Annotated in this window: 26 protein-coding genes; 9 read left to right on the top strand and 17 right to left on the bottom strand. The window is 57.2% G+C overall.

The genetic code is table 11. The annotated features are described in order from the left end of the window. Positions 1-42: 42 nt before the first annotated feature. The 4 genes from pstA to LB462_RS17680 all read right to left on the bottom strand — a co-directional run bounded on the left by pstA (position 43) and on the right by LB462_RS17680 (position 4,599). The gene (pstA, locus tag LB462_RS17695; protein ID WP_224510752.1) at positions 43-1,362 is read right to left on the bottom strand and encodes a phosphate ABC transporter permease PstA; all 1,320 of its coding nucleotides are present in this window, start codon (positions 1,360-1,362) and stop codon (positions 43-45) included. Continuing rightward, positions 1,359-2,825, bottom strand: a complete 1,467-nt coding sequence (gene pstC / locus LB462_RS17690) for a phosphate ABC transporter permease subunit PstC (protein ID WP_224510750.1) — start codon at positions 2,823-2,825, stop codon at positions 1,359-1,361. Before pstC ends, pstA begins: the two co-directional genes overlap by 4 nt. A gap of 85 nt (positions 2,826-2,910) precedes the next feature. After that, positions 2,911-3,951, bottom strand: coding sequence for a substrate-binding domain-containing protein (locus tag LB462_RS17685; protein WP_224510748.1), 1,041 nt, complete (start codon positions 3,949-3,951; stop codon positions 2,911-2,913). 390 nt (positions 3,952-4,341) lie between these two features. Then, positions 4,342-4,599, bottom strand: a complete 258-nt coding sequence (locus tag LB462_RS17680; RefSeq protein WP_112524224.1) for a DUF982 domain-containing protein — start codon at positions 4,597-4,599, stop codon at positions 4,342-4,344. A gap of 293 nt (positions 4,600-4,892) precedes the next feature. Between LB462_RS17680 and LB462_RS17675 the strand changes: the two genes are divergently transcribed. Further along, positions 4,893-5,363, top strand: coding sequence for an NUDIX hydrolase (locus LB462_RS17675; RefSeq protein ID WP_224510746.1), 471 nt, complete (start codon positions 4,893-4,895; stop codon positions 5,361-5,363). Here the strand turns inward: LB462_RS17675 and LB462_RS17670 are convergent. Further along, positions 5,360-6,235 carry an aldo/keto reductase gene (locus LB462_RS17670; protein WP_224510744.1) on the bottom strand — a complete coding sequence of 292 codons (876 nt, stop codon included), beginning with the start codon at positions 6,233-6,235 and terminating at the stop codon, positions 5,360-5,362. The two genes, LB462_RS17675 and LB462_RS17670, sit on opposite strands and share 4 nt — an antisense overlap. A 368-nt stretch (positions 6,236-6,603) precedes the next feature. On the opposite strand from LB462_RS17670, the gene LB462_RS17665 reads away from it, so the two are divergent. Then, a complete protein-coding gene (locus tag LB462_RS17665; protein WP_112523979.1) occupies positions 6,604-6,852 on the top strand; it encodes a DUF2188 domain-containing protein in 249 nt (82 codons plus the stop codon). An 18-nt stretch (positions 6,853-6,870) separates the two neighbouring features. Continuing rightward, positions 6,871-7,500: a glutathione S-transferase family protein gene (locus LB462_RS17660; protein WP_224510743.1), complete on the top strand. Its 630-nt coding sequence runs from the start codon at positions 6,871-6,873 to the stop codon at positions 7,498-7,500. A 1-nt stretch (position 7,501) separates the two neighbouring features. On the opposite strand, the gene LB462_RS17655 is transcribed toward LB462_RS17660, so the two are convergent. Both LB462_RS17655 and LB462_RS17650 read right to left on the bottom strand, forming a co-directional pair. Further along, the gene (locus LB462_RS17655) at positions 7,502-7,759 is read right to left on the bottom strand and encodes a DUF982 domain-containing protein (protein ID WP_224510741.1); all 258 of its coding nucleotides are present in this window, start codon (positions 7,757-7,759) and stop codon (positions 7,502-7,504) included. Positions 7,760-7,850: 91 nt separating this feature from the next. Continuing rightward, a complete protein-coding gene (locus LB462_RS17650) occupies positions 7,851-8,744 on the bottom strand; it encodes a LysR family transcriptional regulator (RefSeq protein WP_224510739.1) in 894 nt (297 codons plus the stop codon). 103 nt (positions 8,745-8,847) lie between these two features. Here LB462_RS17650 and LB462_RS17645 point away from each other — a divergent pair, with 103 nt between their 5' ends. Then, positions 8,848-9,699 carry an oxidoreductase gene (locus LB462_RS17645; protein WP_224510737.1) on the top strand — a complete coding sequence of 284 codons (852 nt, stop codon included), beginning with the start codon at positions 8,848-8,850 and terminating at the stop codon, positions 9,697-9,699. A gap of 62 nt (positions 9,700-9,761) precedes the next feature. Here the strand turns inward: LB462_RS17645 and LB462_RS17640 are convergent, their stop codons facing one another. After that, the gene (locus LB462_RS17640) at positions 9,762-10,844 is read right to left on the bottom strand and encodes an FAD-binding oxidoreductase (protein WP_224510734.1); all 1,083 of its coding nucleotides are present in this window, start codon (positions 10,842-10,844) and stop codon (positions 9,762-9,764) included. After that, the gene (locus LB462_RS17635) at positions 10,834-12,087 is read right to left on the bottom strand and encodes an aromatic ring-hydroxylating oxygenase subunit alpha (protein WP_224510732.1); all 1,254 of its coding nucleotides are present in this window, start codon (positions 12,085-12,087) and stop codon (positions 10,834-10,836) included. The genes LB462_RS17640 and LB462_RS17635 overlap by 11 nt, the downstream gene beginning before the upstream one ends. A gap of 142 nt (positions 12,088-12,229) precedes the next feature. Here LB462_RS17635 and LB462_RS17630 point away from each other — a divergent pair, with 142 nt between their 5' ends. Beyond that, on the top strand, positions 12,230-13,141 hold the full coding sequence (locus LB462_RS17630; RefSeq protein WP_224510731.1) for a LysR substrate-binding domain-containing protein: 912 nt from the start codon (positions 12,230-12,232) through the stop codon (positions 13,139-13,141). Between the two features lie 24 nt (positions 13,142-13,165). On the opposite strand, the gene LB462_RS17625 is transcribed toward LB462_RS17630, so the two are convergent. After that, the gene (locus tag LB462_RS17625) at positions 13,166-13,789 is read right to left on the bottom strand and encodes a CGNR zinc finger domain-containing protein (protein WP_224510729.1); all 624 of its coding nucleotides are present in this window, start codon (positions 13,787-13,789) and stop codon (positions 13,166-13,168) included. Between the two features lie 146 nt (positions 13,790-13,935). On the opposite strand from LB462_RS17625, the gene LB462_RS17620 reads away from it, so the two are divergent. From LB462_RS17620 to LB462_RS17605, 4 genes are all read left to right on the top strand, one after another. Continuing rightward, positions 13,936-14,625, top strand: a complete 690-nt coding sequence (locus LB462_RS17620; RefSeq protein WP_224510727.1) for an alpha/beta fold hydrolase — start codon at positions 13,936-13,938, stop codon at positions 14,623-14,625. 29 nt (positions 14,626-14,654) lie between these two features. Continuing rightward, on the top strand, positions 14,655-15,242 hold the full coding sequence (locus LB462_RS17615) for a TMEM175 family protein (protein ID WP_224510725.1): 588 nt from the start codon (positions 14,655-14,657) through the stop codon (positions 15,240-15,242). A gap of 158 nt (positions 15,243-15,400) precedes the next feature. Next, positions 15,401-16,255, top strand: a complete 855-nt coding sequence (locus LB462_RS17610; protein WP_224510723.1) for an alpha/beta fold hydrolase — start codon at positions 15,401-15,403, stop codon at positions 16,253-16,255. Between the two features lie 17 nt (positions 16,256-16,272). Then, the gene (locus LB462_RS17605; protein ID WP_224510721.1) at positions 16,273-17,043 is read left to right on the top strand and encodes an SDR family oxidoreductase; all 771 of its coding nucleotides are present in this window, start codon (positions 16,273-16,275) and stop codon (positions 17,041-17,043) included. Between the two features lie 27 nt (positions 17,044-17,070). On the opposite strand, the gene LB462_RS17600 is transcribed toward LB462_RS17605, so the two are convergent. The 7 genes from LB462_RS17600 to LB462_RS17570 all read right to left on the bottom strand — a co-directional run bounded on the left by LB462_RS17600 (position 17,071) and on the right by LB462_RS17570 (position 25,101). Beyond that, a complete protein-coding gene (locus LB462_RS17600; protein ID WP_224510719.1) occupies positions 17,071-17,745 on the bottom strand; it encodes a methyltransferase family protein in 675 nt (224 codons plus the stop codon). 86 nt (positions 17,746-17,831) lie between these two features. After that, on the bottom strand, positions 17,832-18,806 hold the full coding sequence (locus LB462_RS17595) for a DMT family transporter (RefSeq protein ID WP_224510717.1): 975 nt from the start codon (positions 18,804-18,806) through the stop codon (positions 17,832-17,834). 70 nt (positions 18,807-18,876) lie between these two features. Beyond that, on the bottom strand, positions 18,877-19,764 hold the full coding sequence (locus tag LB462_RS17590) for an alpha/beta hydrolase (protein ID WP_224510715.1): 888 nt from the start codon (positions 19,762-19,764) through the stop codon (positions 18,877-18,879). A 115-nt stretch (positions 19,765-19,879) separates the two neighbouring features. Next, positions 19,880-20,800, bottom strand: coding sequence for a polyphosphate kinase 2 (ppk2, locus tag LB462_RS17585; RefSeq protein ID WP_224510713.1), 921 nt, complete (start codon positions 20,798-20,800; stop codon positions 19,880-19,882). Between the two features lie 185 nt (positions 20,801-20,985). Then, positions 20,986-21,786 carry an inositol monophosphatase family protein gene (locus LB462_RS17580; RefSeq protein WP_224510711.1) on the bottom strand — a complete coding sequence of 267 codons (801 nt, stop codon included), beginning with the start codon at positions 21,784-21,786 and terminating at the stop codon, positions 20,986-20,988. 28 nt (positions 21,787-21,814) lie between these two features. Beyond that, the gene (locus tag LB462_RS17575; protein ID WP_224510709.1) at positions 21,815-22,876 is read right to left on the bottom strand and encodes an ABC transporter ATP-binding protein; all 1,062 of its coding nucleotides are present in this window, start codon (positions 22,874-22,876) and stop codon (positions 21,815-21,817) included. After that, positions 22,873-25,101, bottom strand: a complete 2,229-nt coding sequence (locus LB462_RS17570) for an ABC transporter permease (protein ID WP_224510708.1) — start codon at positions 25,099-25,101, stop codon at positions 22,873-22,875. The genes LB462_RS17575 and LB462_RS17570 overlap by 4 nt, the downstream gene beginning before the upstream one ends. Positions 25,102-25,119 lie beyond the last annotated feature (18 nt).

Genomic DNA, 25,119 nt, shown 5'->3' with positions numbered 1-25,119 from the left:
CGTTCCGTCATCAGGTTCATAATTAGAGCCTTTCCCGACCCGTTACCACCGCCGCTCGAAGCGGCGACGCAGAATGATAGCTGTGATGTTCATGACCGCGAGGAAAATCAACAACACGATGATAGCGCCAGACGTACGCTCGACAAAGGCGCGCTCCGCCTCGTTGGCCCACATGTAGATCTGCACTGGCAGCGCCGTGGAAGGATCGAGCGGCGTCACCGGACTGTTGGCGACGAAAGCGACCATGCCGATCAGAAGCAGCGGCGCTGTTTCACCGAGAGCATGTGCAAGACCGATGATCGTGCCGGTCAGGATGCCGGGGGCGGCCAGCGGCAGGACGTGGTGGAAAACCATCTGGGTCTTCGACGCTCCGACGCCCAGAGCCGCCGCGCGGATCGATGGCGGAACGGCTCGCAACGCTGCGCGTGTCGCGATGATGATCGTCGGCAATGTCATCAGCGTCAGCACCATACCGCCGACCAGCGAGGCCGAGCGCGGCATGTGGAAGAAGTTGATGAAGACGGCCAATCCGAGAAGGCCGAACACGATCGACGGAACAGCCGCAAGATTATTGATGTTGACCTCGATGATGTCCGTCAGCCGGCTCTTCTTGGCGTATTCCTCAAGATAGATGGATGCAGCGACGCCAATTGGCAGAGCGAGACACAGGACAATCAGCATCATGTAGAGCGAGCCGATGAGCGCAACGCCAAGACCGGATGTCTCGGGGCGGCTCGACGCGCCATAGGTGAAGAGGCCGGTATTGAAGCGTTGGGACATCGCGCCCTCACCCTTCAGCTTGTTCATCCACTCGACCTGCTGGTCTGAAACCTTGCGACGGGTCTGATCGACGGTCAGATCGATCTGGCCCTTGAAGGCGGAATCGATATCCGCACCAGTCAGCACCCAGACGCTCTGCGTCGTGCCGATCAGCGAAGGATTGGCGACGACGAGGTCGCGCAATTGTCCGCGCACGCCTTCCGAGAACAGCTTGCCGAGTTCACGCATCGCGGGTTTGTTCGTCGCCGGCACGCCCAGTTTTTCCGCCAGTGCATTGCGCGCCAGGATCGGATAATTGGCTGTCAGCAAAACGTTCGGATCAGTCGCACGCTTGTTGTCGGGATCGATGATCTTCGGGTCGAGATTGATCGCAAGATTGACCTCGGTCTGCCAGAAGGCCGTGTAACCGTTGGAAAACACCGAATACATCAAGGCGACCAGGAAGAAGAGACCGATGGCAATCGCGGCGATACCGTAGAGCTTGAAACGGCGTTCGGCGGCATAACGGCGCTTGAGCCCGATGTCACGGCGCGCCGGACGTGCAGATGCTGGTGCAGCGGGATTGAGGGCTATGTCGGTCATTCGTACTGCTCCCGATATTTACGCACGATGTAGAGCGCAAAGATGTTCATCGCCAGAGTGATGAAAAAGAGGGTGAGGCCCAAGGCGAACGCCACCAGCGTTTGCGGTGAGTTGAATTCGAGATCGCCCGTCAGCTGGTTGACGATCTTGACGGTTATCGTCGTCATCGCTTCGAAAGGGTTGATGTTGAGGTTGGCGGCAACACCGGCCGCCAGCACAACGATCATGGTTTCGCCGATGGCACGCGACGCGGTCAAAAGCAGCGCACCAACGATGCCCGGCAAGGCTGCCGGAAGAACAACACGGCGGATTGTTTCGGACTTGGTTGAACCGAGACCCAGCGATCCATCGCGCAGCGAACCAGGAACCGCGGTGATGATGTCATCGGAAAGCGACGAGACGAACGGGATCAGCATGACACCCATGACGATGCCTGCAGTCAGCACGCTCTGCGCCTGGATAAAGGCATAACCACCGGAAAGTGCTGCGCTGAGATCGCGCAGGAATGGACCGACTGTGACGAGCGCGAAGAAGCCATAGACGATCGTCGGGATACCGGCCAGCACCTCAAGCAGCGGCTTGACGACGGAACGTACGCTGCGGCTGGCATATTCCGCCATGTAGATTGCCGCAAACAGGCCGACCGGGACGGCGAACAGCATGGCCACGAACGCGATATAAAGCGTGCCGGCGAGCAATGGGATCAGCCCGAACTGCCCTTGCGAACCGCCGGAACCCGCCGCTGCAAAGCGCGGATCCCAGACCGTGCCGAAAAAGAACGTCGAAGGCGACACCGATTGGAAGAAGGTTATTGTCTGGAACAGCATCGACAGGATGATGCCGATGGTAGTCAGAATGGCGATACCCGACGCCGCCATGAGCGCGCCAAGGATAACACGTTCCACATTGTTGCGGGCCCGCGCCCGGACATGGACGCCGGAGAGGCCGAAGACCGCGCCGGCGAGTGCCAGCACTATCGCGACAATTCCGCCTATACTGCTCGCCCAGGCGGTGTTCCTGTTCCACTCGGTGGCGATGGGGATCATATAGTCCTGACCCTCAGTCGCAAGCGCCACACCCTTGCTGGCGAGAAGCGGCTGCAACTCTGCAAAGGTTTGCGGAAGATTGGCCCGTTCTGCATCGCTGAGCTTGTCCAGGCCGCGAGCAATCCCGCTGACCATGCCGAGCTCAAGGCTTTGACTGGCAATGACGGTGTCGGCTGTGCGCGTTGGCAGTTCGGCAATGGCTGAACGCTCGAGGTAAACCCCTGTCGCGGCGGCCCACACCGCGATAAAAAGGATAGCTGGCAGCGCAGAAGCAAGGAAAACCCACCATCCATGATAATGCGGCAGGGAATGCGGCTTGACGTTTCCGCCCTCTTTGCTGACAGCGCGCTGGCGGCCGATGAAATATCCTGCCGCGGCAATCGCTATGACAATCACAAGCACCATTAAAGTGGACATCTAGGATCTTCCCCGTCCCGCAAAATTCACGTCAATTAAAAAGATAAACGGGCAGCCGAAGCCGCCCGTTTACGTAAGCCGAAGCTTACTTCATTGTTGTGCCGGCAGCAAATGCATCGCGCTGGGCTTTGCGTTCTGCATCCGGGGCAGCAACCAGGCCGTACTCGACGAGCGGGCTGTCTGGGCCGATCATCTGATCGTTGAGGAAGAAGTCGACATACTCCTTCAGACCAGGAATGACACCGAGATGGGCCTTCTTGACGTAGAAGAACAGCGGGCGCGAAACCGGATATTTGCCGGAAGAAATGGTTTCCGTGCTCGGAACAACACCTTCAACCGTAGCAACCTTCAGCTTGTCGGCATTGTTTTCGTAAAAAGCGAGGCCGAATACGCCAACGCCGGTCTTGTTGGCATCGATACGAGCCAGCGTTTCCGGATAATCGCCATCGATATCGATTGCCTTGCCATCCTTACGGATCTTGACGCAGGCAGCAGCAGCGGCCTTTTCGTCGAGGCCGAGTTTCTTGATCGCATCGGCAGCCCCAGTAGCTTTACAGCCACCGGTCATCAGCTTCTCTTCGAAAACTTCGCGTGTGCCGTGCTTTTCGCCAGGAATGTAAGCGGCAATATCCCAGTCCGGGAGAGCCGGGTTCACCTGGTTCCACTTGGTGTTTGGATTGGCGACAAGTTTGCCGTCAACAACGATCTGGGCGGCAAGCGCTGTGTAGATGTCCTTTGGCGCCAAAGCCCAATCCGGACCCTTGATGTCGGTGGCGAAAACGATGCCATCGTAGCCGATACGGATTTCCTGGACGTCCTTGACGCCTGCATCGGCGCAAGACTTCAATTCACTTTCCTTGATTGGGCGGGATGAATTGGCAACGTCGACAGTGTCTTCGCCAACGCCTTTGCAGAATTCCTTGATGCCTGCGCCGGAACCACCGGATTCAACGACTGGCGTCTTGAAATTAGGATATGTTTCACCGAAGGTTTCGGCAACGATCTTGGCGTATGGCAGGACCGTCGAAGAGCCCGACACCTGGACCTGGTCGCGTGCAGACGCTGCAACCGTGGACGCGCCTACGGCGATCGCAAGCACTGCGGCTGTAGTTAGAAGCTTGTTCATCGTTTTACTCCCGTTAGAAAAAACTGTTGAAGTAAGCGCTGTCTACAGAAGGTTTATAACAGTCTTGTGACAGATATATTACAGTTTGGTCACAACGAGAGGGTCGCGGAAACACGCGCCCTAACAAATTGAAATTGTTCAATTAAATGAATTGTAAGCCGGCTGTTCGCATCAACCCCAAGATAGGTGACCGTCAAAGATTCAACGATTTCAATAACATCCTTCGGGAGAATTGCGACAGCTTTTGCAACCGCAAGCGACAAAAGCCGCTTTGCACAGCTGCGTCATCTCTGCGCTAGTGCAAAAAGACGGTCAGAACTCTAATTCTCGCGCCCATGCGGACGGCGCGAGACAGGAGTATGCGCTGCAGCAACCCCACGCCACTTCAGCTCATTTCAACGTGGGCTTGCCTATCAACACACCCGCGCGCTGCGCGGCAATGACGAATGCTTGCCTTGCCTTTGCCGGCGGCATCCAGCCTTCGAGGGCATCCCGGCACATTCGCGTGGCACGCCGGTATTCGACCCCATCCTGCTGCGGCCATTGGTTCTTCAGACACTCCAATGCCTCCCACGCCGAAGAGACGAGGCGAAGCCCCATGGCACCGAGACTGATCAGTACTGGAGATGAAAAAGACTTGTCGTTCATGACCCGCTGCCCCCCGTTTTGTACGAAACAGCGATATTTGCGTAGCTTGAATTCGAAATCATAGTTGTACTCCATCGAGAATTACGAACTATGTTTCCTCCTGTTCCCTGGTCTTTTTATTTGGACTTCTAGGATGAGCGATGATCTCAGATTTGCATTTACCCCGCAATACCTCAATTCGGACGATACACCTATTTCAATCGTTCCATAGTCCCGCCGGATTATTGGTTCTGGCCTTGTTCTTGTTCCCGCTTGCCAAAGCGGTTCAGATCAGGTGACCCGAGGAGAGCCCCATGGCAAAACAGAGCGCCGGCATTCTCATGTACCGCCAGACCGGCAACGATCGTGAGGTATTGCTGGTGCATCCCGGCGGCCCCTTCTGGCGTAACAAGGATCTTTCGGTCTGGTCTATTCCGAAAGGCGAGTATAGCGAAGGCGATGATCCGGAACTGACGGCGCGACGCGAATTTGCCGAGGAAACAGGCATGGTTCTTGATGGAGGACTCCAGTCTCTGGGTTCCATCCGCCAAGCAGGCGGCAAGGTTGTGACCGGATTTGCGCTCGAAGGCGATTTCGACGTGACCGGACTCGTCAGCAATACCTTTGAAATCGAATGGCCGCCTCGGAGCGGACGCAAGGAAATCTTTCCGGAAGTCGATCGCGCTCAGTGGTTTTCATTCGATGAGGCGCACCGGAAAATCATCGCGGGCCAGCGCCCGCTCCTTGATCGCCTTCAGGAAATGCTTGCGCCCCGGATTGATTAGCCGGCCTTCCACGCCTTCCCTTCCGCATCGAGCGCGGCGAATTCCTCGTTGGAAAGTTCGATTGCCGCGGCAGCGATGTTTTGCTCCAGATGCGCCGCCCTGGATGTACCCGGGATCGGCAGTATCACCGGACTGCGCTTCAGGACCCAGGCCAGCGCGATCTGGCTTGGACCGGCGCCGTGCGCCGAAGCCATCTTGTCGAGGAGAGATCCCGGCTTGGCCAGACCGCCCGCGGCAAGCGGGGACCACGGAATGAAACCGATATTGTTTTCGCTGCAATAGTCGAGCACGTCCTCGCTGGCTCGATCGACAAGATTATAGCGGTTCTGGACCGTCGCCACTTTGAAATGCTTCGATGCCGCCTTGATGGCGGCAACCGATACCTCGCTAAGGCCGGCATGACGGATGACACCATCATCAAGGAGCTTCCTTACCGCCGAAAACTGCTCGTCTCCTGGCACCTTCGGATCGATCCGGTGCAATTGCCAGAGACCGATCTGTTCCACACCCAGCCGGCGGCAGCTCGCATACGCCTGCTGGATCAAATATTCCGGTCGCCCGAGCGGGGTCCACAGGTTCGGGCCGGTACGCGCAAGCCCGGCTTTCGTTGCGATCAACATACCGCGATAGGGATGCAAAGCTTCCCTGATCAACTCTTCGGAGACATTGGGACCGTAGGAATCGGCGGTATCGATGAAATTGACGCCAAGTTCGGGAAGCCGTTTCAACGTGCGTATCGCTTCCGCACGATCGGCCGGTTCACCCCATATCCCTGGACCAGTAATTCGCATGGCGCCGAAGCCGAGGCGATTGATCTCGATGTCTCCGCCAATTCTGAATGTGCCCGAAAGCGCTGCATTGGATTTGGACATGTCCCATCCTTTCGCTTGGTTGGTTTATCGTGAGATAAGTGTGCGAGGTCGTAAACTCATAAATCTGATGGAAATGGCGCCTGAAACGGCAAAAAGATGCGAGGAGAAGCGTGAGGGGCGGGTTCTTTCCCTTGGCCGAGTGGTTCGACATGGCAGCTTACAGCCGTTTCGGGCGCCATTTCCATCAGATTTATGAGTTCACGACCTGTATTAAACTCTGCGGCCACTCGTTCGACAAATCACTGAAGATTTACCTTGGCCATCGATCGGGATTTTGACTGGAACAAAATCTTCGGCGGTTCATTTTCTTTTCGTCTGATATGCTGCACCGTGCGATCAAATCGGCCGGTCCAAATGGGAGAACTTTCATGCATCTCACCTATCATGTCCATGCCCATGACGGCGGTTGGGCCTACAAGCTCGGAGACGTCTGGTCTGAGAAGTTTCCCTCCCATGACGCCGCATTGAGAGCTGCCAGGGAGGCAGCCAAACGCCAGCAGATTGGCGGCGAGGATGCGCAGATCAGCTATGAGACTTCAGATGGCACATGGCATCAGGAATCGGTCAGGGGAAGTGACCGGCCTGAAGTCGATGTCGAGGATGACGCCAAGACCTGATGGAGCTAGGAAGCGGCAATGAGCAAGTATGTTCTCATCGGATCGGAAGGTTGCGGGTCGGTTATCGTCGAATTGGCATTGCTCAAGGCAGGCGCTGAATTCGAACTCGAGGAGATCCCCTATCTCGAGCCGGGCCCCGATCGCGACCGTTTGCTGGAATTGAACCCACTCGGGCAGGTTCCCACGCTGATCATGCCGGGCGGCGATGTCATGACCGAAAGCGCAGCGATTATTCTTCATCTGGCCGATGCATTTCCTGATGCACAACTCGCGCCTGCAACCAGCGACCGACAACGGCCGGCCTTCCTGCGATGGCTCCTTTACATCGTCAGCGAAATCTACCCGACGTCGAACTTCAGCGATGATCCGGCTCGCTGGCAATTGCCGAAAAATACGCAGGGAGATTACAAGCGGACTGTCGATCAATATCGCAAGACATTGTGGGGTCATGTGGAGGATGTCGCCGATACGCCTTGTTTCCTCGGCAATGACTTCTGTGCGATCGACCTCTATATTGCAGTCATGCGCAACTGGCGCCCGGGAAGGAAAGAATTCACGCAATCTTTTCCGAAGCTGACCGAAATCGCCGACAACATAGCCAGTAACCCGATGTTCTCAGGCGTTCTCAAGCGCAACTTTGATGAGTGACCTAAAGTCTCTTCACCGGATAATCTACAAATATGCGAGCCTCTTTGGCCGCTTCGATGAACGCCGAGCGGCACTCCGTAATCGTTACCTTACCATCGAGCGCATCAAGACATTTCTGCCTTGCCGCCTTCAGTTTGACGCCGTCATGGATTGGCCAGTCCATCAACAGGACTTCGGCCGCTTCTGGGACAGATGCGATGTTCCGGGACTTCCCGGCCGGCTGGATTTCGATGGTCACAGAGGGAAACGGTGTGGTCATAGCGCAACCTAACGTTTCAATATGACAGTTGTTCCATGAAGATTTTCGCCCGCTGAAAATTCGGCGGAAAACTGATGAAAGCGCACAATGATCATCGGTTCTCGCTTTTCACAAAATCGACGAATGCACGCATGGCGGTCGGAAGTTGCCGGCGGCTCGTATAATAAAGGAAGAAGCCAGGATAGTAAGGACACCAGTCGTCCAGAACCCGCTGTAGACGCCCTTCCGATAGATGCGCTTGAACTTGATCCTCAAAAAGATAGGCAAGACCAGCACCATTGAGGGCAGCTTCGAGCATCAGGTCCTGGTCGCCGACGGTAAGCGATCCTTGAACCTCGATCTCGAGTTCGATACCGCCTTTTTCGAACTCCCATCGATAGAGGGCCCCGCTCGCGAAGCGATAGCGAATGCAGGGATGGTGGTTCAGATCCTGCGGCAAAACCGGCTGTGGGTAGTGCTCGAAGTGCCCACGTGACCCCACCACGGCGAACCTGTGCCGCGGTCCGATTGGAACTGCAATCATATCAGCCGCGATCATTTCGCCGAAGCGAACCCCGGCATCGAACCCGGCGGATACCATATCGACCAGTGCATCGTCGACCACCAGTTCGACCTCAACTGCAGGATGGACCTTCAGAAACCGCGCGATGATCGGTAAAAGCACCAGCTTTGACGCAGCGCGCGCCGCATTGATGCGAACTTTGCCGGAGGGTTGGCCACGAAAGGCGTTCAGATCCTCAAGCGCATCCTCGATATCGTGGAAAGCGGGCTTGATGCGGGCGAAAAGCTGTTCGCCTGCCTCGGTCAGCGCTACACTTCGCGTGGTCCGGTTGACCAGACGGATATCCAATCGTTCCTCGATCGACCTTAACGCGTGACTGAGGGCTGATGGTGTTACCCCTAGCTCCACGGCAGCCTTCTTGAAGCTACGGTTGTGACCGATAGCCAGAAAGCTGGCAAGATCTGACGGACCGATCTTCCGCATTGTTGAGTTCTCCTCACTACCTCATGGAGAATAAAGGCGATTATTTCAACTTAGTCGATGCGCTAGCTTTCAGCCAGCAATTCAACAAGGAAAGGAAAACGTCATGCGTGTATGGTTTATCACAGGTGCTTCGCGCGGCTTTGGCGCGCTGATCACAGAGCAGGCCCTGAACGCGGGAGACGCGGTTGTTGCAACCGCACGCAATCCGCAGACCGTGACCGACAGGTTAGGCCATCATCCCAATCTGTTGGCAGTGGCTCTCGACGTCACCGACGAGGCGGAAGCCAACGCGGCGGCCGAACAGGCCGTCAAGCGCTTCGGCAAGATCGATGTCCTGTTGAACAATGCCGGGTTCGGCCTCCTCGGGGCTGTCGAGGAAGCGACGGCTGTAGAAATCGAAAAACTCTACGCAACGAATGTCTTCGGCCTGCTCAAGGTGACCCGGGCGGTCCTTCCGCACATGCGCCGGCAGCGGTCGGGGCACATCATCAACATTTCATCCATCGGCGGCTATGTGAGCCATGGTGGCTGGGGCGTCTACTGCTCGACGAAATTTGCGGTCGAGGGCCTTTCAGAGGCCTTATCAGCCGAACTGCAGCCCCTTGGCATTAAAGTCACAATTGTCGAACCCGGATACTTCCGCACGGACTTTCTCGATGAAAGTTCACTGAACGTCAGCCATGGCCTTATAGGCGACTATGACGAGACGCCCGCCGGCGCCATGCGGACCACCGCCGCCGGTGCCAACCACGCGCAGCCCGGCGATCCGGCCCGGCTTGCCAAGGCAATGGTGAAGATAGTCAACGAACCCAATCCCCCGCTTCGCATACCGTTCGGCTCGGACGCTGTGGCAGCGATCGAAGCCAAGAATGCGAGCGTCGAAAGGGAACTCGCCGCATGGCGCGATCTTGCGGTGTCCACCGATTTCCCCAAGGAAGACGCAGTATCCGTGTAGCAGGGTCACGAGCAAATAGCCGGCGCCCTGCAGAGCGCGCCGGTTATGCCTGATCGGGCGATCTAGCGTTCGATGACGAGATCGCTAAGCGGTCTGGAACAGCACGGCAGGAAGAAACCGGCATCGATCTCCCTTTGCCTTATCCCTCCGTCATGTTTCATGTCGACGGCACCGCTCACGAGCTTGGACTTGCAGGTCCCGCAGATACCGCTGGCACAGGATGATGGAATCCTGACACCGGATTTTTTGGCACAGGAGAGAACCGTCTGATCGGCGCGGACTTCGACAGACTTGCCCTGTTTCGAAAACTGCACATTGAACGATTTCGTTTCGACGACCTCGGAAGCTGACGCTGGAGCTTCTTCGATGACAACGGCGTCGAAGCTTTCTTCAAGGTAGTTGGTTTCGGGAACACCCAGTTCGGCGCTGATCTTTCTTGCGGCTGCCATGAATGGTGCGGGTCCGCAGCACATGACGACGCGGTCGGCGATATCGGGCGCTGCGAGAGAAAGGAATTCCTTGGATATCCGGCCTGAAATGCCCGGCCAACCTCGTTCGGTTCCGATGTCTTCGGGAAGCAGCAGAATTCTGAACCCTTTGACGCGTCGCGCGATGTTTGCAATCTCTTCGCGGAAGATAAGATCTTTTGGAGTTCTACCCGCGTGCAAAAAGATGACATCGGTCGTCTCCGCCGTGTCAGCAAGCTCCCTTGCCATCGACATGAGTGGCGTGATCCCGGAGCCACCCGACAGGAAAAGGTACTTCTTCGCAGCTGGCCGGACGAAACGGCCGAGTGGCCCTGACACGCGGACGGCCGTGTTCGGGATCAGATTGTCGTGCAGCCAGTTCGATACCTTTCCACCCGGTACACGCTTCACCGTGACTGTAATGGCGATCTTGCGGAGTGGAGAAGACGAGACGCTGTAGCAGCGCCCGTCGTCTTCATTATCGAGACCAAGCTCGAACTTGAAATATTGCCCGGCACTGAATTCGAATTGTTTCCGCTCGGGCGACACGAACGTGAAACTTTTCACATCATGCGTTTCGTCATGGACATCGATGCAAACGAGTTCGTCGTCGGTCTCCGGGTCCCAATACGCACCGCTTGTTTGGTTCACGGCCTTGAGAAGGAGCTCAGTAGCCATGAGCGCGCATTCGTTCAATGTACCAGCTCGCGAAGTCATCAAGAGCGACTTCGGTGAACCTGGAATAAGGGCCAGGCTCATAGCCCGGGTCCTGGACGCCCGCCTGGGCGCGGGCAACGAGCTCGGCGTCTTGGTTGGTCGTCTCGGTCCATACGTGGGTAAGTTTAGCAAGATCGTAGTCGACGCCCTCGATCGCATCCTTGTGAACAAGCCATTTCGTTCGGATTAACGTTGTATCGGCAGAAAGCGGGATTGCGATGGAGATCACGGCATGGTCGCCCATGAAGTGACACCAGCTGCTATGTCCCCAAAGATGCGTGTCGCCGAGATCCTTGCGGGTCATCGTCCCAAGAAGCTTCGACGAGGCGGCGGTCGAATCTTCCGTCTGGGATTCGCCCGCCCCGGCGATAATCAGGCGCTGGGTACGAAAATTGGTTTCACAGTTCCGCACCTGTTCGACCGTTGATGATGGAAATCCGTCTGCCTCCCAACCTTTCGTGCGCTCGCCGTATATGGCGAAATGCGCTTCCGCCTCTTCCCGGTCCTCCGGGCTGAGGCTGTCGGGATCATATCCAAAGTCAAGATCGACGAACGAAACACACAGCTCCGGGTGGTTGGCCGAGCAGTGATAGCACTCCCGGTTGTTCTCCATGGTGAGCTTCCAGTTGCCCTTCTCGATGACATCCAGCTGGTGTGCGACCTTGGCGTTCCGGATATCATAAGGCTCTAGTCGCCCATCCATGACTTCCTCCAGCCGCTTGATGTCCTGCGGGGGATTGTCGGAAAGACAGACATAGATCAGGCCACCAATCGACTTGAAGTTGACCGCCTTAAGGTGCCTGCAACTCTTGTCGAAATTCTTCCCCATATGCGGGGCATAGCTGAGCTCACCCGAAAGCTCGTAGGTCCATTGGTGGTAGGGGCACACCAGCTTGGAAATGACTGTTGATCCGGCGTCCAGCAGTCGCGCGCCACGATGACGGCAAACGTTGCGGACCACCCGGATGTCGTTGTCGTCGTCCCTCAGCAAAATCAGGCTCGTCGATCCGATGTCGATGACCACGGCGTCGCCAGCTTCCGGAACATCGCACTCGAGACCAACGTGAATCCAGTGCTTGGAAAAGAACACGTCCAGGTCCGCCTGGAAGACATCTTCGCGGGTGTACAGCCCAGCGGGCAAAGAGTGCCCGTCGATACGCGCATCGAGCAAGGAGGAGATCGGCGATGGGAACGTATTGAGCATAATGTTTCCTTATGGATCAATCGTGTCTAGAATCGCAGCAAATTGGGATATTTCAACTGCACAAATGTGCGCCATTGACATTACCAGAAGTAATGGGGACTCTGGCCCGCCGCTCAGCGAAATCGGAGTGAAGAGTGAAAGCTTGAGGAAACAGCTGCCACCATTGACGGCACTTACCGTATTCGAAGCGGCGTCGAGGCTGTCGAGCTTTACGCGGGCCGCCGAGGAACTCGGCGTCACCCAGGCTGCGGTCAGCCGCCAGATACATCTTCTCGAGAAGGACTTTGGCTTTCCCCTTTTTACGCGGCTGCACCGCAAGGTGGTTTTGACGGACAAGGGCAAAGCGCTTTCGACGGCCACCAGCGACGCCTTCAATCTCATCGCGGAAGCTGTTACCGGCCTTCGCAAGGACGCTTCCGGCGACGAGCTGACGATCTCTGCGACAGTTGCATTCTCGCATTTCTGGTTGATGCCCAGAATTTCAGAGTTCTCGCGCCATTATCCCTACATCAACCTCCGCATCCTCTCTCAGGACAACATGCCGAACCTCCGACTGGGCGAGGTGGACGTTGCGATCAGATTCGGCAATGGCATGTGGCCGGATGGTCATGCCGAATTGCTGTTCGAGGACGAAGTCTTCCCGGTCTGCAGCCCGGGATATACCGGGGCAGACGGGCGCATCAAAACTCCGGCGGACTTGACCTCATATTCCCTCATTTCCAACGAAACCGACGATCCAACGTGGACAGGCTGGAATGAGTGGCTTTCGTCATTTTCCATCGTGGTTCCGAAGAAAACTCTGGGATTGCGTTGCAGCTTTTACACCGAAGCGATCTATGCCGCACTCAACGGTCAGGGGATCGCGCTGGGCTGGACACATCTCGTGGAAGACCTGTTGCAGCAGGGACGACTGGTTCGCCTGACTGACGCCGCGATCAAACCCAGAGGGGCTTATTTTGTCGTGGTCCCGACAAGGCAACATAACAATGAAGCTGCAAGCCTCTTCGTCAATTGGCTGCAGATAGCAGCGCAGGAACCGGAAGCACGCCCCTAGCGGATGACCCGTCTTATGGGACTTTCACTGCAGCCCTATGTTTTTTGAACGTGTCCGATGCGCCGCCTGTTTTGCCCTGTTTCCGCAGAGTGCCATACTGCACCACCGACGCGATTTGCGTCGTGTGTGATCAACGAACATGAGAGTGCATGCCTGGCCTTCGCAGGCCTTCACATCTGAAAAATCTTCCTCACAGACAAACTTGGCCAACGACTCCCCGATTGGCAAAAGCAGCGACTCAGGTGAGCGCCAACGGCGCGACATCGTTGTCTTGATCCCTCCTTCCTCCGCTGCCACAATCTCGGTAAAAGCCTCGTCTCTCTGAAGGAGCTTGTTGAGCGGCTCCAGCTCCTTCAGGTGGTTAGCCGACAAAGCGGTGCCCTTATGCTTACGGACAAAGCCTCGAAACCATTCGCGAAGGCTTCGTGCCTGATCGGCAACCTTGTCCAATTCACCTGGCATCGCGCCGGCCTTGATTTCGGCAAGCACCGCCTCGGGCACGAGGTTGGCTTGTGACAGCCAATCAACAAGGCCGTCACCGCCATCGATCCAGTCCACGACCGAATCCACGGGCGTTGCAACAGAATTCAAAAAATCAAGTCCAGGACTATCGGCAATGAAAATTGCAGGCGGGTATGCGTGCCCCATATATATTGTTCCTTCTCCCCGATGCGTGACTTGGCTTTGAGTGATGTAACCACTCTGAGGCACGTTGACAAGTTATGTTTTTCTTGAGTAACCTCCAAACAAGCAATAATACGGTTACTTAACGCAAACGTCAAAGGAGTGAGACGATGGATTTCAAAGACATGACAGTCGTGCTTGTACACGGTGCATGGGCTGATGGATTGAGCTGGGCAAGCGTGATTGCTTCTCTCAAGTCGCATGGTGTCAAGGTGGTGGCTGCGCCATTGCCCTTGACCTCTCTGGCTGACGACGTAGCGGCAGTTAGCCGAACCCTCGCGCGGATTGACGGCCCCGTGGTGCTCGTCGGTCATGCCTATGCCGGTGCGGTGGTTGGCGAGACGCACTCCGAAAAAGTCAAGTCATTGGTCTATGTGGCGGCACTTGCTCCCGATGAAGGAGAAACGGTGGCCGACGTTTTTTACCGCACCGAGCCGCATCCGCAGGCGCCAAAGCTTGCACCGGATGAGAACTCCCTGATCTGGCTTCCGGATGACGCCTTCGCAAAGGCTTTCGCACCGAACGCCGATCCGGAAATGCAGGGCATGCTGGCCGCTGTTCAGCGTCCGATTGCCATTGCCTGCATCACTGTGCCTGTCGGCGTTCCTGCATGGCGCAGCCTGCCAAGCTGGTATCTGCTGGCTGAAAATGATCATATGATCGTCGCTGGCACGCAGCGCTTCATGGCAGAGCGCATGAAGGCCCACGTGAGGGTGCACTCCGTGGATCATACGCCAAGTGTCACAGCGCCTTCCGTAGTCGTGGACATCGTTGAAGAAGCAATCCGCGCCGCGGCCTGATGTTAGTTTTTATCGGGGGAGATCGAAAGATGGATGAACAACGGACAACAGCGGATCGGTTAGCAGCTTTCTCGGATGCGGTGATCGCGGTTATCATCACAATTATGGTTCTGGAGTTGGAAGCTCCAGAAGATTCAAGCTTTGAATCTTTGCTGCCGCTTTGGCCCACGGCCATAGGGTACGCCGTAAGTTACCTTTTCATCGCGATCATCTGGGTAAACCACCATCACCTCCTGCGCTTTGTGCGGCATGCAACACCCCGACTGATCTGGCTCAACTTCGCGCATCTCTTTGTCGTATCACTGCTCCCGTTTGCGACTGCATGGATGGCGCGTTCGCATCTGGCGGCGGCACCAATGACCATCTACGCAGCCATTTTTGTCCTGGTTGAACTGGCCTATCTGGCCTTCGAACGGGAAGTATTGGCACAGGCGGATTCGACCATAATGCCTGACCAGGCGCGCCGGCTCGCTCGCCGCCGGACTTTTGCTGCGCTCGGAATCTTTGCGCTGGCAGCCCTGGTATCGCCGTTCGTTCCCTTACTGGGTTTTGGGCTGATCTGCACCGCTTTGGTTCTCTACGTAAGACCGGAGGCTATCAGTGGACGGGTTGCCTGAAATCCTAGTTTAACGACATCCCTGTCGATTAGTCAAAAGGGGGATGGTCGCGAATACGCAGTAACCTGCTAATATCATCTTGACAGGTTACTATCCAATGAGCCATAACCGTCGTGCAAGTGGCAAAACGGTTACGGCACAGAGACAGGAGAACTCCAATGACCACCAAATATCTCACCGCCAATGTCGACGGCTTCAACGTCTTCTATCGAGAAGCTGGCCCTGCGGACGCACCAATTCTGCTGCTGCTGCATGGCTTCCCGAGCGCAGGGCATATGTTTCGCGATCTGATCCTGCTTCTCAGCGATAGGTATCGGGTCATCGCTCCGGATCTTCCGGGCTTCGGTCAATCGGACATGCCTTCTCGCGATAAATTCACGTACACCTTCGACAATATTGCCGGCGTCATCGAACGCTTCACCGAGATCCTTCATCTCGAGCGCTTCGCCGTCTATGTTTTCGACTACGGTGCGCCAACCGGCTTTCGACTGGCGATGCGGCATCCCGAGCGCATCACCGCGATCATCTCGCAAAACGGCAACGCCTATGAAGAGGGCTTGAGCGACGGGTGGAATCCGATCCGCGTTTATTGGCAAGACTCTTCAAAGGAAAATCGCGACGCGTTGCGCGCTATGCTCACCCCCGAAACGACCCGTTGGCAATATACCCACGGCGTCAGCGATGTAGCGATGGTGTCGCCGGACGGTCAGTCGCTCGATAATTTCTATCTCGCCCGTCCGGGTGCTGCCGACATACAGCTCGACCTCTTCGGCGATTACAAAAGCAACGTTGCCCTCTATCCAGCCTTCCAGAGCTATTTCCACACGCACAAGCCAGCGTTCCTCGCGGTGTGGGGCAAGAACGATCCGTTCTTCCTGCCGCCGGGCGCCGAGGCATTCAAACGCGATATCCCCGATGCCGATGTAAGGTTCTTTGACACCGGACATTTCGCGCTCGAAACGCATGCCGGGGAAATCGCCGCAGCCATTCGCGAATTCCTTTCTCGCTCTTGAATCGTTGGAGATTTGGCATGCAAAAGTCTGTTGCAATCGTTACCGGCGCGAGCCAGGGGATCGGTCACTCCACGGCGATCCGGCTCGCCCGCGATTTCTCCTCGATCGTGCTGGTGTCGCGCAATCGGGCCAAGCTCGAGGCCACTGCGGAAATGGTGAGAGCGGCTGGTGCCGACGCTCTCGTGCTTGACCTCGACGTGGCAAGTCCTGACGCAGCAAGGGTGGTCGTTGATCAGACGCTCTCGACGTATGGCCGTATCGATGCCTTGCTGAATATCGCCGGCGCGGTGCCACAGATCGATCTCTTTGAAATGACCGACGAACAATGGGAGGGCGGCCTCGCCCTCAAGCTCCACGGCGCACGCCGGCTGACAATCGCCGCTTGGCCGGCTTTGAAAGAGGCCAAAGGTTCGGTGGTGCTGATGTCAGGCAATTCCGCGCTTTTTCCAAAAGCACCCTATGCCGCAGTCGGCACGATCAACGCTGCGATCGTGGCACTGGCAAAGGCATTTTCAGACCGCGGGATCACAGACGGCGTTCAGGTTAACAGCGTTCTTCCGGGCCCGGTGATGACGGGCCGACGGCGATCCTATCTCGAACATTGGGCATCCATCCACGACATGAGTGTGGAAGCGGCAACCACAAAATTCCCGCAGGATGCAGGCATCGCTCGTTATGGCGAACCGGAAGAGATCGCCGAGCTGATGGCTTTTCTTGTCTCGCCTGGCGCCCGGTGGATGACCGGTTCGACACTCCGCATGGACGGCGGCGAGGTCAAATCGATCTAGAGTCAGACGGCACGACGACAGGCTCGCTCACCACAGACCCGGTACAAGCCTGTATCGTACTTTTTGCATATAGTCCGAATAGCCTTCCAGCTCCTGTTGCAGCATGTTTTCCTCGTCCAGGATGCGCAATATCAGGATCGGCACATTGAGCAGCAAGAACAATAGGCCCCAGTAGGAGCCCAATGCGAGCGGCACCCCGATGACCATGACGAGCACCCCGACATACATCGGGTGCCTGACCCACGCATAGGGTCCGCTGGAGATGACCTTTTGATCCTCCATCTTTTCGATCGTCGAAGCGCCGTAGCTGTTCTCACGGAAGACCCGAAGATCGATCATCAGACCCAGAGCCACCAGGACGTTTCCCAGTACCGAGACTGACGTCGGCACGTGTGACCAGCCGAAACGATAGTCAAGTGCAGAGACAGCCGGCAAAGCAATGGCACCGGCAAAGGCAACTGTTATCAGTGCCTTTTGCAGTGGACGTGTTTCAGCACCAGGCCCGGCTTTCAGACGGCGCTCCAGCAGTGCTGGATCCTTGATTGCAAGATAGACACCAATGAGGTTTGTCGAGAGGGTAAAGACGACAATGAAGGCCCAGCCCTGCCAGTAGTCCAGCGTCCCGGCCGACCCGAAGATGATGGCGCCGAGAGCAAGCAGGCCCAGAATGGCACTTCTTGCAGTCCGAACAATGAGATTCATCACACAGGGCTCCGCCCCATTTCATTTGGAATCGCAACTTCAGCATAGACGCCAAATGGATTGAGCCCATTCACAATCAGTTCAACTTAGAGGGATTTGGTTGCCACAGGCTTGGTCCGAGGCTTGAACAGGATGACAAAAAGCACGCCGACGACTATGAGTGCCGCGCCTTCGAGATGATAGGTTTGCAGGCGCTCGCCAAGGATAAAATAGGCGAGTATGGCAACAAATATCGTTTGGATGTAGAGAAGCACGCCCGCCCGACCTGCCCCCAACGCTTCGACACTCCAGTTGAAGAGGTAATACATCAGCGCTCCGCCGGGGACCGCCACATAGGCCAAGGCTAAAAGGCCATTGCTGTCGAGGGCCGAGCGTTCGTCGGAAGCAAGCTCCCAAAGGTAGAAGGGGAGCGCTGTCAGCGCTGCCGCTCCTAGCAGCAGTACCAGAAGCGGAAGACGCTCTGAGTCGAATTTCGCGCGGCGGAGCAGAACCGCATAGAGGCCGAAGCAGAAGGCGCCGGCGATAAGCCAAAGTTCGCCGGGATTCACTTCGAGACGCAGCAGCGCCGCCGGGCTGCCTTTGACGATGATGACCACGATCCCGAGGAAGGCAATGATCGATCCGATCACCTGCCACCTCCCCATCGGCTCACCCAGGATCAAACGGGCGAGGATCATGGTGATGATCGGGATCAGCGCCATGATGATACCGGCCGTGGTGGCGTCAGCTTTCTCGAGCCCCATAAAGACCATGCCCTGACAGATCGCGAGCCCGATGCCGCCGACGAGGATGAGCTCCAGCGGGCGCGCTCGCACCAGCGCAGCCATCGACCCAAAGTGATTGCGCACGATCGGGAGCAGGATCGCCCACGCAATGAGGACGCGCCAAAAGCACAACGCCCATGGCGGCATTTCGGGAGAGACCCATTTTGCGGAGATATAGACACCCGCCGACAGCAGCCAGCACAGCACAGCTACGGAGTAGCCAACGGCAAGCGAATTGCTCGCCGCCTGCTCCGTCTCGCCGCCGCTATCGTGAACTGCCAAGAGACTTATCGCCATCGCTCATCTATGCCACAATTTCGTAGACCTGCACAGGTGGCGGGCGCACCTCGACTGGCGGTTTCGCCGCTCACGCCGCGAGGTGTCCGTTGATGAACGCACCCGCTGAGGCGATCGCCTCCCGTCCCGAAGTCAGCCGCGCCGCCCACAGAGGCCAGGCGTGAATCATGTGCGGCCAGATCTCGAGGTTCGTCGCAACGTCGGCAGCCCCAAGCCTGCGGGCGATCCGCGCTGCATCGTCGAGGAGTGTCTCCGCTGAACCAACCTGGATGAGCATCGGCGGGAGCCCTGCAAGACCGGCATGGAGCGGCGAAACGAGCGGTTCGCGAGCGCTGGTCCCACCAAGATATGCGCCCGCGAGCTCTTCGAGGTAGTCGCGGTGAATCAGCGGATCGACAGCGGCCTTCTCGTCCATGCTCGCGCCGCTCATTTCGAGATCGACCCATGGCGATACCAACCAGGCGCAACTGGGCAGCAGTTTGCCAGCGTCACGCAGACGTATCATGGTCGCCAGCGTCAGCCCGCCGCCAGCACTGTCGCCGCCGATCGCAATCGACGCCGCGGGAACGCCTTGCGCGAGCAGAAACTCGAACGCGGCAAGTGCGTCGTCCAGCGCAGCCGGAAAGGGATTCTCGGGTGCGAGCCGGTAACCGAGTGCAAGCGTGCGTACGCGCGCCGCGCGACCCGTCTCGGCCACCATCCTGCGATGGCTTTGGATCGATCCGGAGCAATAGCCGCCGCCATGGAAGAACAGCAGCGTCTTGGTGGTGTCGCTTCCGGGTGCGAGCGACCATTCCGCCTCGATCGTACCAACCATTTGATGCTCGAACCGGATATCGGGCGCGATTGGATCGTCGGCCGCCACGAGATCGAGGCGCTGGCGACGCTCGGCGAGGCTCGTTGGTCGCGGATGGGACTGCAGCAGGGCCCTGACCGCATCGATCTCGTGTTCATCCATTGTCGCTATCCCCCAGCGTTTAAAGATGATCAAAACGATCGCCTTCCCGATGATCGCTCTGGGAAGGCAACGGAGAAGATATCACAGACCAACGCGCAGCCGGGATTACATCAATTTAGTATTTTGACGGAACGTAGAGTTCCGGCGGCAACACCTTGCGCTCGTAGTCGGGGTTGAACACGCGATCGGGCAAGGTGATCTCTTCGTGTGGCACATGCTCATAGGGAACCTGTGAAAGAAGGTGCGCAATGCAGTTGAGACGAGCGCGTTTCTTGTCATTGCCCTCGACAATATACCAGGGTGCCTCGGGTATGTTCGTCCGGGCGAAGGTTTCTTCTTTGGCTTTGGTGTAGCCTTCCCAGCGCACGCGCGATTGCAGATCCATGGGAGACAGTTTCCACTGCTTCAGCGGGTCATGAATGCGCATGAGGAAGCGCAACTGTTGCTCCTCGTCAGTTATGGAGAACCAGTACTTGATAACCCTGATGCCGGATCGGACAAGCATGCGTTCGAATTCCGGCACATCGTGGAAGAATTGCTGAACCTGGTCTTCATTTGCGAATCCCATCACGCGTTCGACGCCGGAACGATTGTACCAGGATCGATCGAACAGTACGATTTCACCGCCGGCGGGCAAATGCGGCACGTAACGCTGGAAGTACCACTGGGATTTTTCTCTGTCTGAAGGAGCTGGCAGCGCTACTACGCGCGCCGTACGCGGGTTGAGCCGCTGGGTAATGCGCTTGATGACACCCCCCTTGCCGGCAGAGTCGCGTCCCTCAAATACGACGACGACCTTTTCCTTGTGATAGGCGACCCAGTCCTGCAGTTTGATCAACTCTGCCTGCAGCGAAAGCAAGGCCCGAAAATACTCGATACGCGGGATGGTTGGTGGATGAGTCTTGCGGTAGATTTTGCGAATCTCGTCGGACAGTGCCGGCTCGGAAAGTTCGAGTTCGTAGTCCTCATCGAGAGTATCGGCGAGTTCGGCTTCAAGCCAATCCTGGTTTGCCGCCTCATGCTTTGGATCGTTCATTTCAGCCCCTCTGATATTCGTTCGCGCCGCGCCGCCACGGCGCGTATCATGCAATTCTGCGGGCACTTATGCCATAACTCCATGAACCAAATTTGAAGTTGCGTTTTGACCGCAGACTCCCGATCAGGCGAGAACCCGCATTGGCATCCTGCGTCAACGCTATTTCACACCCAGGCGATGCGAAACTAAAGCCCTGCGATTGTCCGCAGGTCGTCAACGGCACCTGCGGCGGCTGCAAGCACAGGTGAGCCTTTTGTGAGGCCATCGCCTTCGACCGGAAATGGAAGATGCCACCCACCGGCTTCCTTGACAAGACAATAGCCCGCCATACAGTCCCAGGCATGCATATAAGGCTCGTAATAGCCAACAAGGCGACCCGCCGCGACGTAGGCAAGCATCAGGGCGCCCGAGCCGTTGCGAATGAAGTTGCCACCTGCATCAAGCAGTTTTTCAACGATCGACGCGACAGTCGCCGGTGCCACGTGATTGTTGGCACCGATGCCGGTCACGGCATTGCGGATCGTCCGGCTTGCATCGAGCCGTAAAGTTTTGCCATTTAATGTGGCGCCCATGCCATCGGCAGCGGCGTAGAGCTCGTCATTGCACGGCACGTAGATGACACCGATGGCTATTTCCTCCCCATGCAGGGCAGCAATGGAAATGCACCACGTCGGCATGCCATTGACGAATGGGCTCGTGCCATCGATCGGATCGACGACCCAGGTGTAATCCGATGTACCCGAGCTAACACCGTACTCCTCACCAAGGATCGCATCGGCCGGAAAAGCTGCGGCAATCCGGGTCCGAATAAGGTCTTCAACTTCGCGGTCGGCAATCGAAACGACGTCGTGTGGATCCGCCTTGGTTTCAATAACCAGCCTTTCGCGCGCGTTGAAATGCGCAAGAGCCACGGCCCCCGCCTCAATCGCCATCTTCTGGGCCAAAGCAAAGCGATCCTGAAGATCAACGGTGACGTCGGATGTCATGTTCTTTCCTTAGATATGAATGCAGATTTCAATTGTTGATGATGGCGATGCCGCGATGGTGAAAGCCGATGCTGACATTGGTCGCCGGTGGAAGCGTTCTGTCGATGGCCGGATCTACGACGAATAATGTGCCCGCCTCCGTCTCGACTTCATATTCCACATGATCCCCGAGATAGGCCGCATGCCGTATGCTGCCGGGAAACGCCCCGCTCTCTGCCGCCTCGAGCGTGATCGCATTAGGCCTGACGGCGATCCTTGCCGGTCCCGGGCGGGCGCTCCGGCCTGGCACAGAATGTTCCAGCTTTCCGACTCGAATGATCGCCTGCCCCCCATCGCTACGCAGGACCTCGCAAGGCAGCACGTTCGCCTCGCCGATGAAGTCGGCGATGAAAGACGAGGCTGGGGCTTCGTAAAGATCGCGCGGCGAACCCTGCTGGGCGATCAGACCATCCTGCATGACGATAATTCTGTCCGAGACTGCAAGCGCCTCTTCTTGGTCATGGGTGACATAGACTGCGGTAAACCCTAGACGCTGCTGTAGTTCGCGGATTTCCGTGCGCACACGGCGCCGCAGGCGCGCATCGAGATTGGAAAGGGGTTCATCCAGCAAGAGAACCTGCGGCTCGAGCACCAGAGCCCTCGCAACGGCAACGCGCTGTTGCTGTCCGCCGGAGAGTTCAGCAGGCAGCCTCTGACCGTACCCGGCAAGACCGACCTGCTTCAGCCCCTCTTCCGCCCGTTCCCGCGCTTCATTCTTTTTCATCTTCGATGATTCAAGTCCATAAGCGACGTTTTCCAGCACTGACATATGCGGGAACAGCGCGTAGGACTGGAACACCATCGAGACGTCGCGTTCGTTGGCGGGAAGCATGGTGACATCCTTGCCGCCGATGAGAATGCGTCCTGCAGTTGGATGCTCGAGCCCGGCGAGCATGCGCAGGGTCGTCGTCTTGCCACAGCCTGATGGGCCCAGCAGCGTTACAAGTGTGCCAGGTTCGATGTCCAGAGACAGATCGTGGATGGCCGTAAACGTGCCGAACTGCTTTTTGACATTGGTGAAAACGACAGAGCCGGTGTGATGAGTGGTCATGATGCGGCCTTCTCTTGTGGTGCGGCAGACGGAATAAAGGCCGTTGCAACGCGATTCTCGCGGCGCAATCTCCGTTCACCCACCAGCAGCTGGAAACAGGTAATGATAACAATCATGACAACGATGAGCATTGATGAGTAGGCCACGGCAACGCCGTATTCGCCGTTCTCGACGAGCCCGACAATGTAGGAAGTTGCCATGTTATATTCGGCACTGACCAGGAATATGACAGCGCTGATCGATGTGATGGCGCGGACGAACGAATAGACCAGCGCAGCAACGATCGCCGGACGAAGCAGGGGCAGGATGACCTTGCGGATTGTCCGGAAGCTCGTTGCCCGCAAGGTCAGCGATGCCTCATCCAGACTCTTGTCGAGCTGGCTCATCGCCGCCACGCCGCCGCGCACGCCGACCGGCATGTTGCGGAAGACAAAGCAGGCTATGAGGATCAGCGCCGTGCCGGTCATTTCCAGCGGCGGGAGATTAAAGGCCATGATGTAACTGATACCGATGACAGTGCCTGGGATGGCAAAACTCATCATCAGCGCGAACTCAAATACGTTGCGCCCGACAAACCGTTGCCTGACGATCAGGTAAGCCGTCAGCAACCCGACCGCCGCTGTAAGCGGTGCCGAAATCAGTGCGATCTTGATCGTTGTCCAGAATGAGTTCCACGCGACACCTGTCCAGGCGATAGCGCCGTTCTCGAAGCTGAAAGAGAAAGCGCGCTGGTAGTGCTCGAAGGTCAGCGTGTTGTCGAGGCCCCACGTGCGGACAAAACCACCGAACAGGATCATGCCGTAGATGACCAGAGTGAACAGTATCCAGGGAATGACGATGGCATGGACGCCAATGGACAGTGATCGCGGCAAGGCGATATGCGCACCGGAATCGCCCTTGCCCGTTACTGTCGCGAAGCTCTTGCCTGCCAGCCATAGTCGCTGCGCAAGGAAGGCCGAGAGCGTGAAGAACAACAGGATGATCGCCAGCACCGCGGCACGCGAAGGATCGTTCTGCGAGCCGACAACGGCAAAGAAGATTTCCGTCGAGAGCACCCCATGGCTACCGCCGAGCACCAGAGGGTTACCGAAATCCGCCATGCTCTCGATGAAGCCAATCAGAAAAGCGTTCGCGAGACCGGGCTTCATCAAAGGCAACGAAACTTTCCAGAACGTACGCCAGCGATCCGCCCGCAGGGTTTGCGATGCTTCCTCCATCGACGGGCTGACACCCTCGACAACGCCGATGAGCACGAGAAACGAGATGGGCGTGAAAGACAGGACCTGTGCAATCCAGATGCCGGTCAGGCCATAAAGCCAACGGCCCGGCTCAATCCCGAAGAGGTTGGAAAGCTGATGGGTTACGACACCGGCGCGGCCAAAAAGAAGGATAAGCGCAAGGCCTATGACGAAGGGAGGCGTGATGATCGGCAGGATCGTCAGCAGCCGCAGTCCCTTCTTGAATGGAAAGCGCGTGCGAGTGGCAACCAGCGCGAAGCAGAGCCCGAGCAATGTGGAGCCGAACGCCGAAAGGATAGCCAGCAGTAACGTGCGCCAGGCAACGCCACAACGATTACCCCCAACAAGACAATCCAGGCTCCAGATAGACGGATCCTGAATATTGCGGACAAATCCGGAAGGATCGAACGAGCCGTCGAAACTCTGGAAGGCACCGATGAAAATGCTGCCCACAGGGTAAAATACAAAGATGCTGACAAGGAAGACGAGCAGCGCGATTGAAGCGACCACGAAGGCATCGCCCCGGAGCACACCACGCTCGGCAAGTCCGAAGGAAAACATCAGGACGAAGGAAAGCGCCACGAGCCCGGCGCCTGCACCCATCGAAGGCTGGCCATCGGCAAGCGGCCCAAACAACGCTTCCGTTATCGTCCAGGTCCAGCCGGTAAACCCGACAGCGAGCCCCTGCAACACGAGGAAGACAATTCCAGCGGCGCCGGCCGCGATCAGCAGATTTGAACGAAGCGATGAGACTTTGAAAGCCCGCGCGCATAAGCCCACAGCGAAGAGCAGCGCGATGATGGCAAGTGTCCAGCGGCCGTGTGCGAATATCTGCAGAAGAGCAGGCGCTTCGTTGGAACCGTTCGGAAAGTTGCCGAGCCAATCGAAGCCGAAAAAACCGCTTTCGATCCGGTACCACGGCACGAGGCTCAACCCGGCGAGCCCGATGCCGAGCGCAATATTCAATCTCCGGTCGCTACGTTCCATAACGCCACCCGCCTTCGC

This window comes from Phyllobacterium chamaecytisi, from assembly GCF_020164455.1.
GTDB classification, from domain to species: Bacteria; Pseudomonadota; Alphaproteobacteria; order Rhizobiales; family Rhizobiaceae; genus Phyllobacterium; species Phyllobacterium chamaecytisi.
This window is presented reverse-complemented; position numbering and strand designations above follow the sequence as displayed.

What these genes read in the sequence shown, in the direction of transcription:
- LB462_RS17645 (WP_224510737.1), top strand. Translation starts at nt 8,848, where the DNA reads ATGCGTGTATGGTTTATCACAGGTGCTTCGCGCGGCTTTGGCGCGCTG.
- LB462_RS17590 (WP_224510715.1), bottom strand. Translation starts at nt 19,764, where the DNA reads ATGGATGAACACGAGATCGATGCGGTCAGGGCCCTGCTGCAGTCCCAT.
- ppk2 (WP_224510713.1), bottom strand. Translation starts at nt 20,800, where the DNA reads ATGAACGATCCAAAGCATGAGGCGGCAAACCAGGATTGGCTTGAAGCC.
- LB462_RS17625 (WP_224510729.1), bottom strand. Translation starts at nt 13,789, where the DNA reads ATGGGGCACGCATACCCGCCTGCAATTTTCATTGCCGATAGTCCTGGA.
- LB462_RS17620 (WP_224510727.1), top strand. Translation starts at nt 13,936, where the DNA reads ATGGATTTCAAAGACATGACAGTCGTGCTTGTACACGGTGCATGGGCT.
- LB462_RS17660 (WP_224510743.1), top strand. Translation starts at nt 6,871, where the DNA reads ATGAGCAAGTATGTTCTCATCGGATCGGAAGGTTGCGGGTCGGTTATC.
- LB462_RS17680 (WP_112524224.1), bottom strand. Translation starts at nt 4,599, where the DNA reads ATGAACGACAAGTCTTTTTCATCTCCAGTACTGATCAGTCTCGGTGCC.
- LB462_RS17635 (WP_224510732.1), bottom strand. Translation starts at nt 12,087, where the DNA reads ATGCTCAATACGTTCCCATCGCCGATCTCCTCCTTGCTCGATGCGCGT.
- LB462_RS17580 (WP_224510711.1), bottom strand. Translation starts at nt 21,786, where the DNA reads ATGACATCCGACGTCACCGTTGATCTTCAGGATCGCTTTGCTTTGGCC.
- LB462_RS17675 (WP_224510746.1), top strand. Translation starts at nt 4,893, where the DNA reads ATGGCAAAACAGAGCGCCGGCATTCTCATGTACCGCCAGACCGGCAAC.
- LB462_RS17650 (WP_224510739.1), bottom strand. Translation starts at nt 8,744, where the DNA reads ATGCGGAAGATCGGTCCGTCAGATCTTGCCAGCTTTCTGGCTATCGGT.
- LB462_RS17600 (WP_224510719.1), bottom strand. Translation starts at nt 17,745, where the DNA reads ATGAATCTCATTGTTCGGACTGCAAGAAGTGCCATTCTGGGCCTGCTT.
- LB462_RS17640 (WP_224510734.1), bottom strand. Translation starts at nt 10,844, where the DNA reads ATGGCTACTGAGCTCCTTCTCAAGGCCGTGAACCAAACAAGCGGTGCG.
- LB462_RS17670 (WP_224510744.1), bottom strand. Translation starts at nt 6,235, where the DNA reads ATGTCCAAATCCAATGCAGCGCTTTCGGGCACATTCAGAATTGGCGGA.
- LB462_RS17570 (WP_224510708.1), bottom strand. Translation starts at nt 25,101, where the DNA reads ATGGAACGTAGCGACCGGAGATTGAATATTGCGCTCGGCATCGGGCTC.
- LB462_RS17615 (WP_224510725.1), top strand. Translation starts at nt 14,655, where the DNA reads ATGGATGAACAACGGACAACAGCGGATCGGTTAGCAGCTTTCTCGGAT.
- LB462_RS17665 (WP_112523979.1), top strand. Translation starts at nt 6,604, where the DNA reads ATGCATCTCACCTATCATGTCCATGCCCATGACGGCGGTTGGGCCTAC.
- LB462_RS17595 (WP_224510717.1), bottom strand. Translation starts at nt 18,806, where the DNA reads ATGGCGATAAGTCTCTTGGCAGTTCACGATAGCGGCGGCGAGACGGAG.
- pstC (WP_224510750.1), bottom strand. Translation starts at nt 2,825, where the DNA reads ATGTCCACTTTAATGGTGCTTGTGATTGTCATAGCGATTGCCGCGGCA.
- LB462_RS17575 (WP_224510709.1), bottom strand. Translation starts at nt 22,876, where the DNA reads ATGACCACTCATCACACCGGCTCTGTCGTTTTCACCAATGTCAAAAAG.
- LB462_RS17605 (WP_224510721.1), top strand. Translation starts at nt 16,273, where the DNA reads ATGCAAAAGTCTGTTGCAATCGTTACCGGCGCGAGCCAGGGGATCGGT.
- LB462_RS17610 (WP_224510723.1), top strand. Translation starts at nt 15,401, where the DNA reads ATGACCACCAAATATCTCACCGCCAATGTCGACGGCTTCAACGTCTTC.
- pstA (WP_224510752.1), bottom strand. Translation starts at nt 1,362, where the DNA reads ATGACCGACATAGCCCTCAATCCCGCTGCACCAGCATCTGCACGTCCG.
- LB462_RS17685 (WP_224510748.1), bottom strand. Translation starts at nt 3,951, where the DNA reads ATGAACAAGCTTCTAACTACAGCCGCAGTGCTTGCGATCGCCGTAGGC.
- LB462_RS17655 (WP_224510741.1), bottom strand. Translation starts at nt 7,759, where the DNA reads ATGACCACACCGTTTCCCTCTGTGACCATCGAAATCCAGCCGGCCGGG.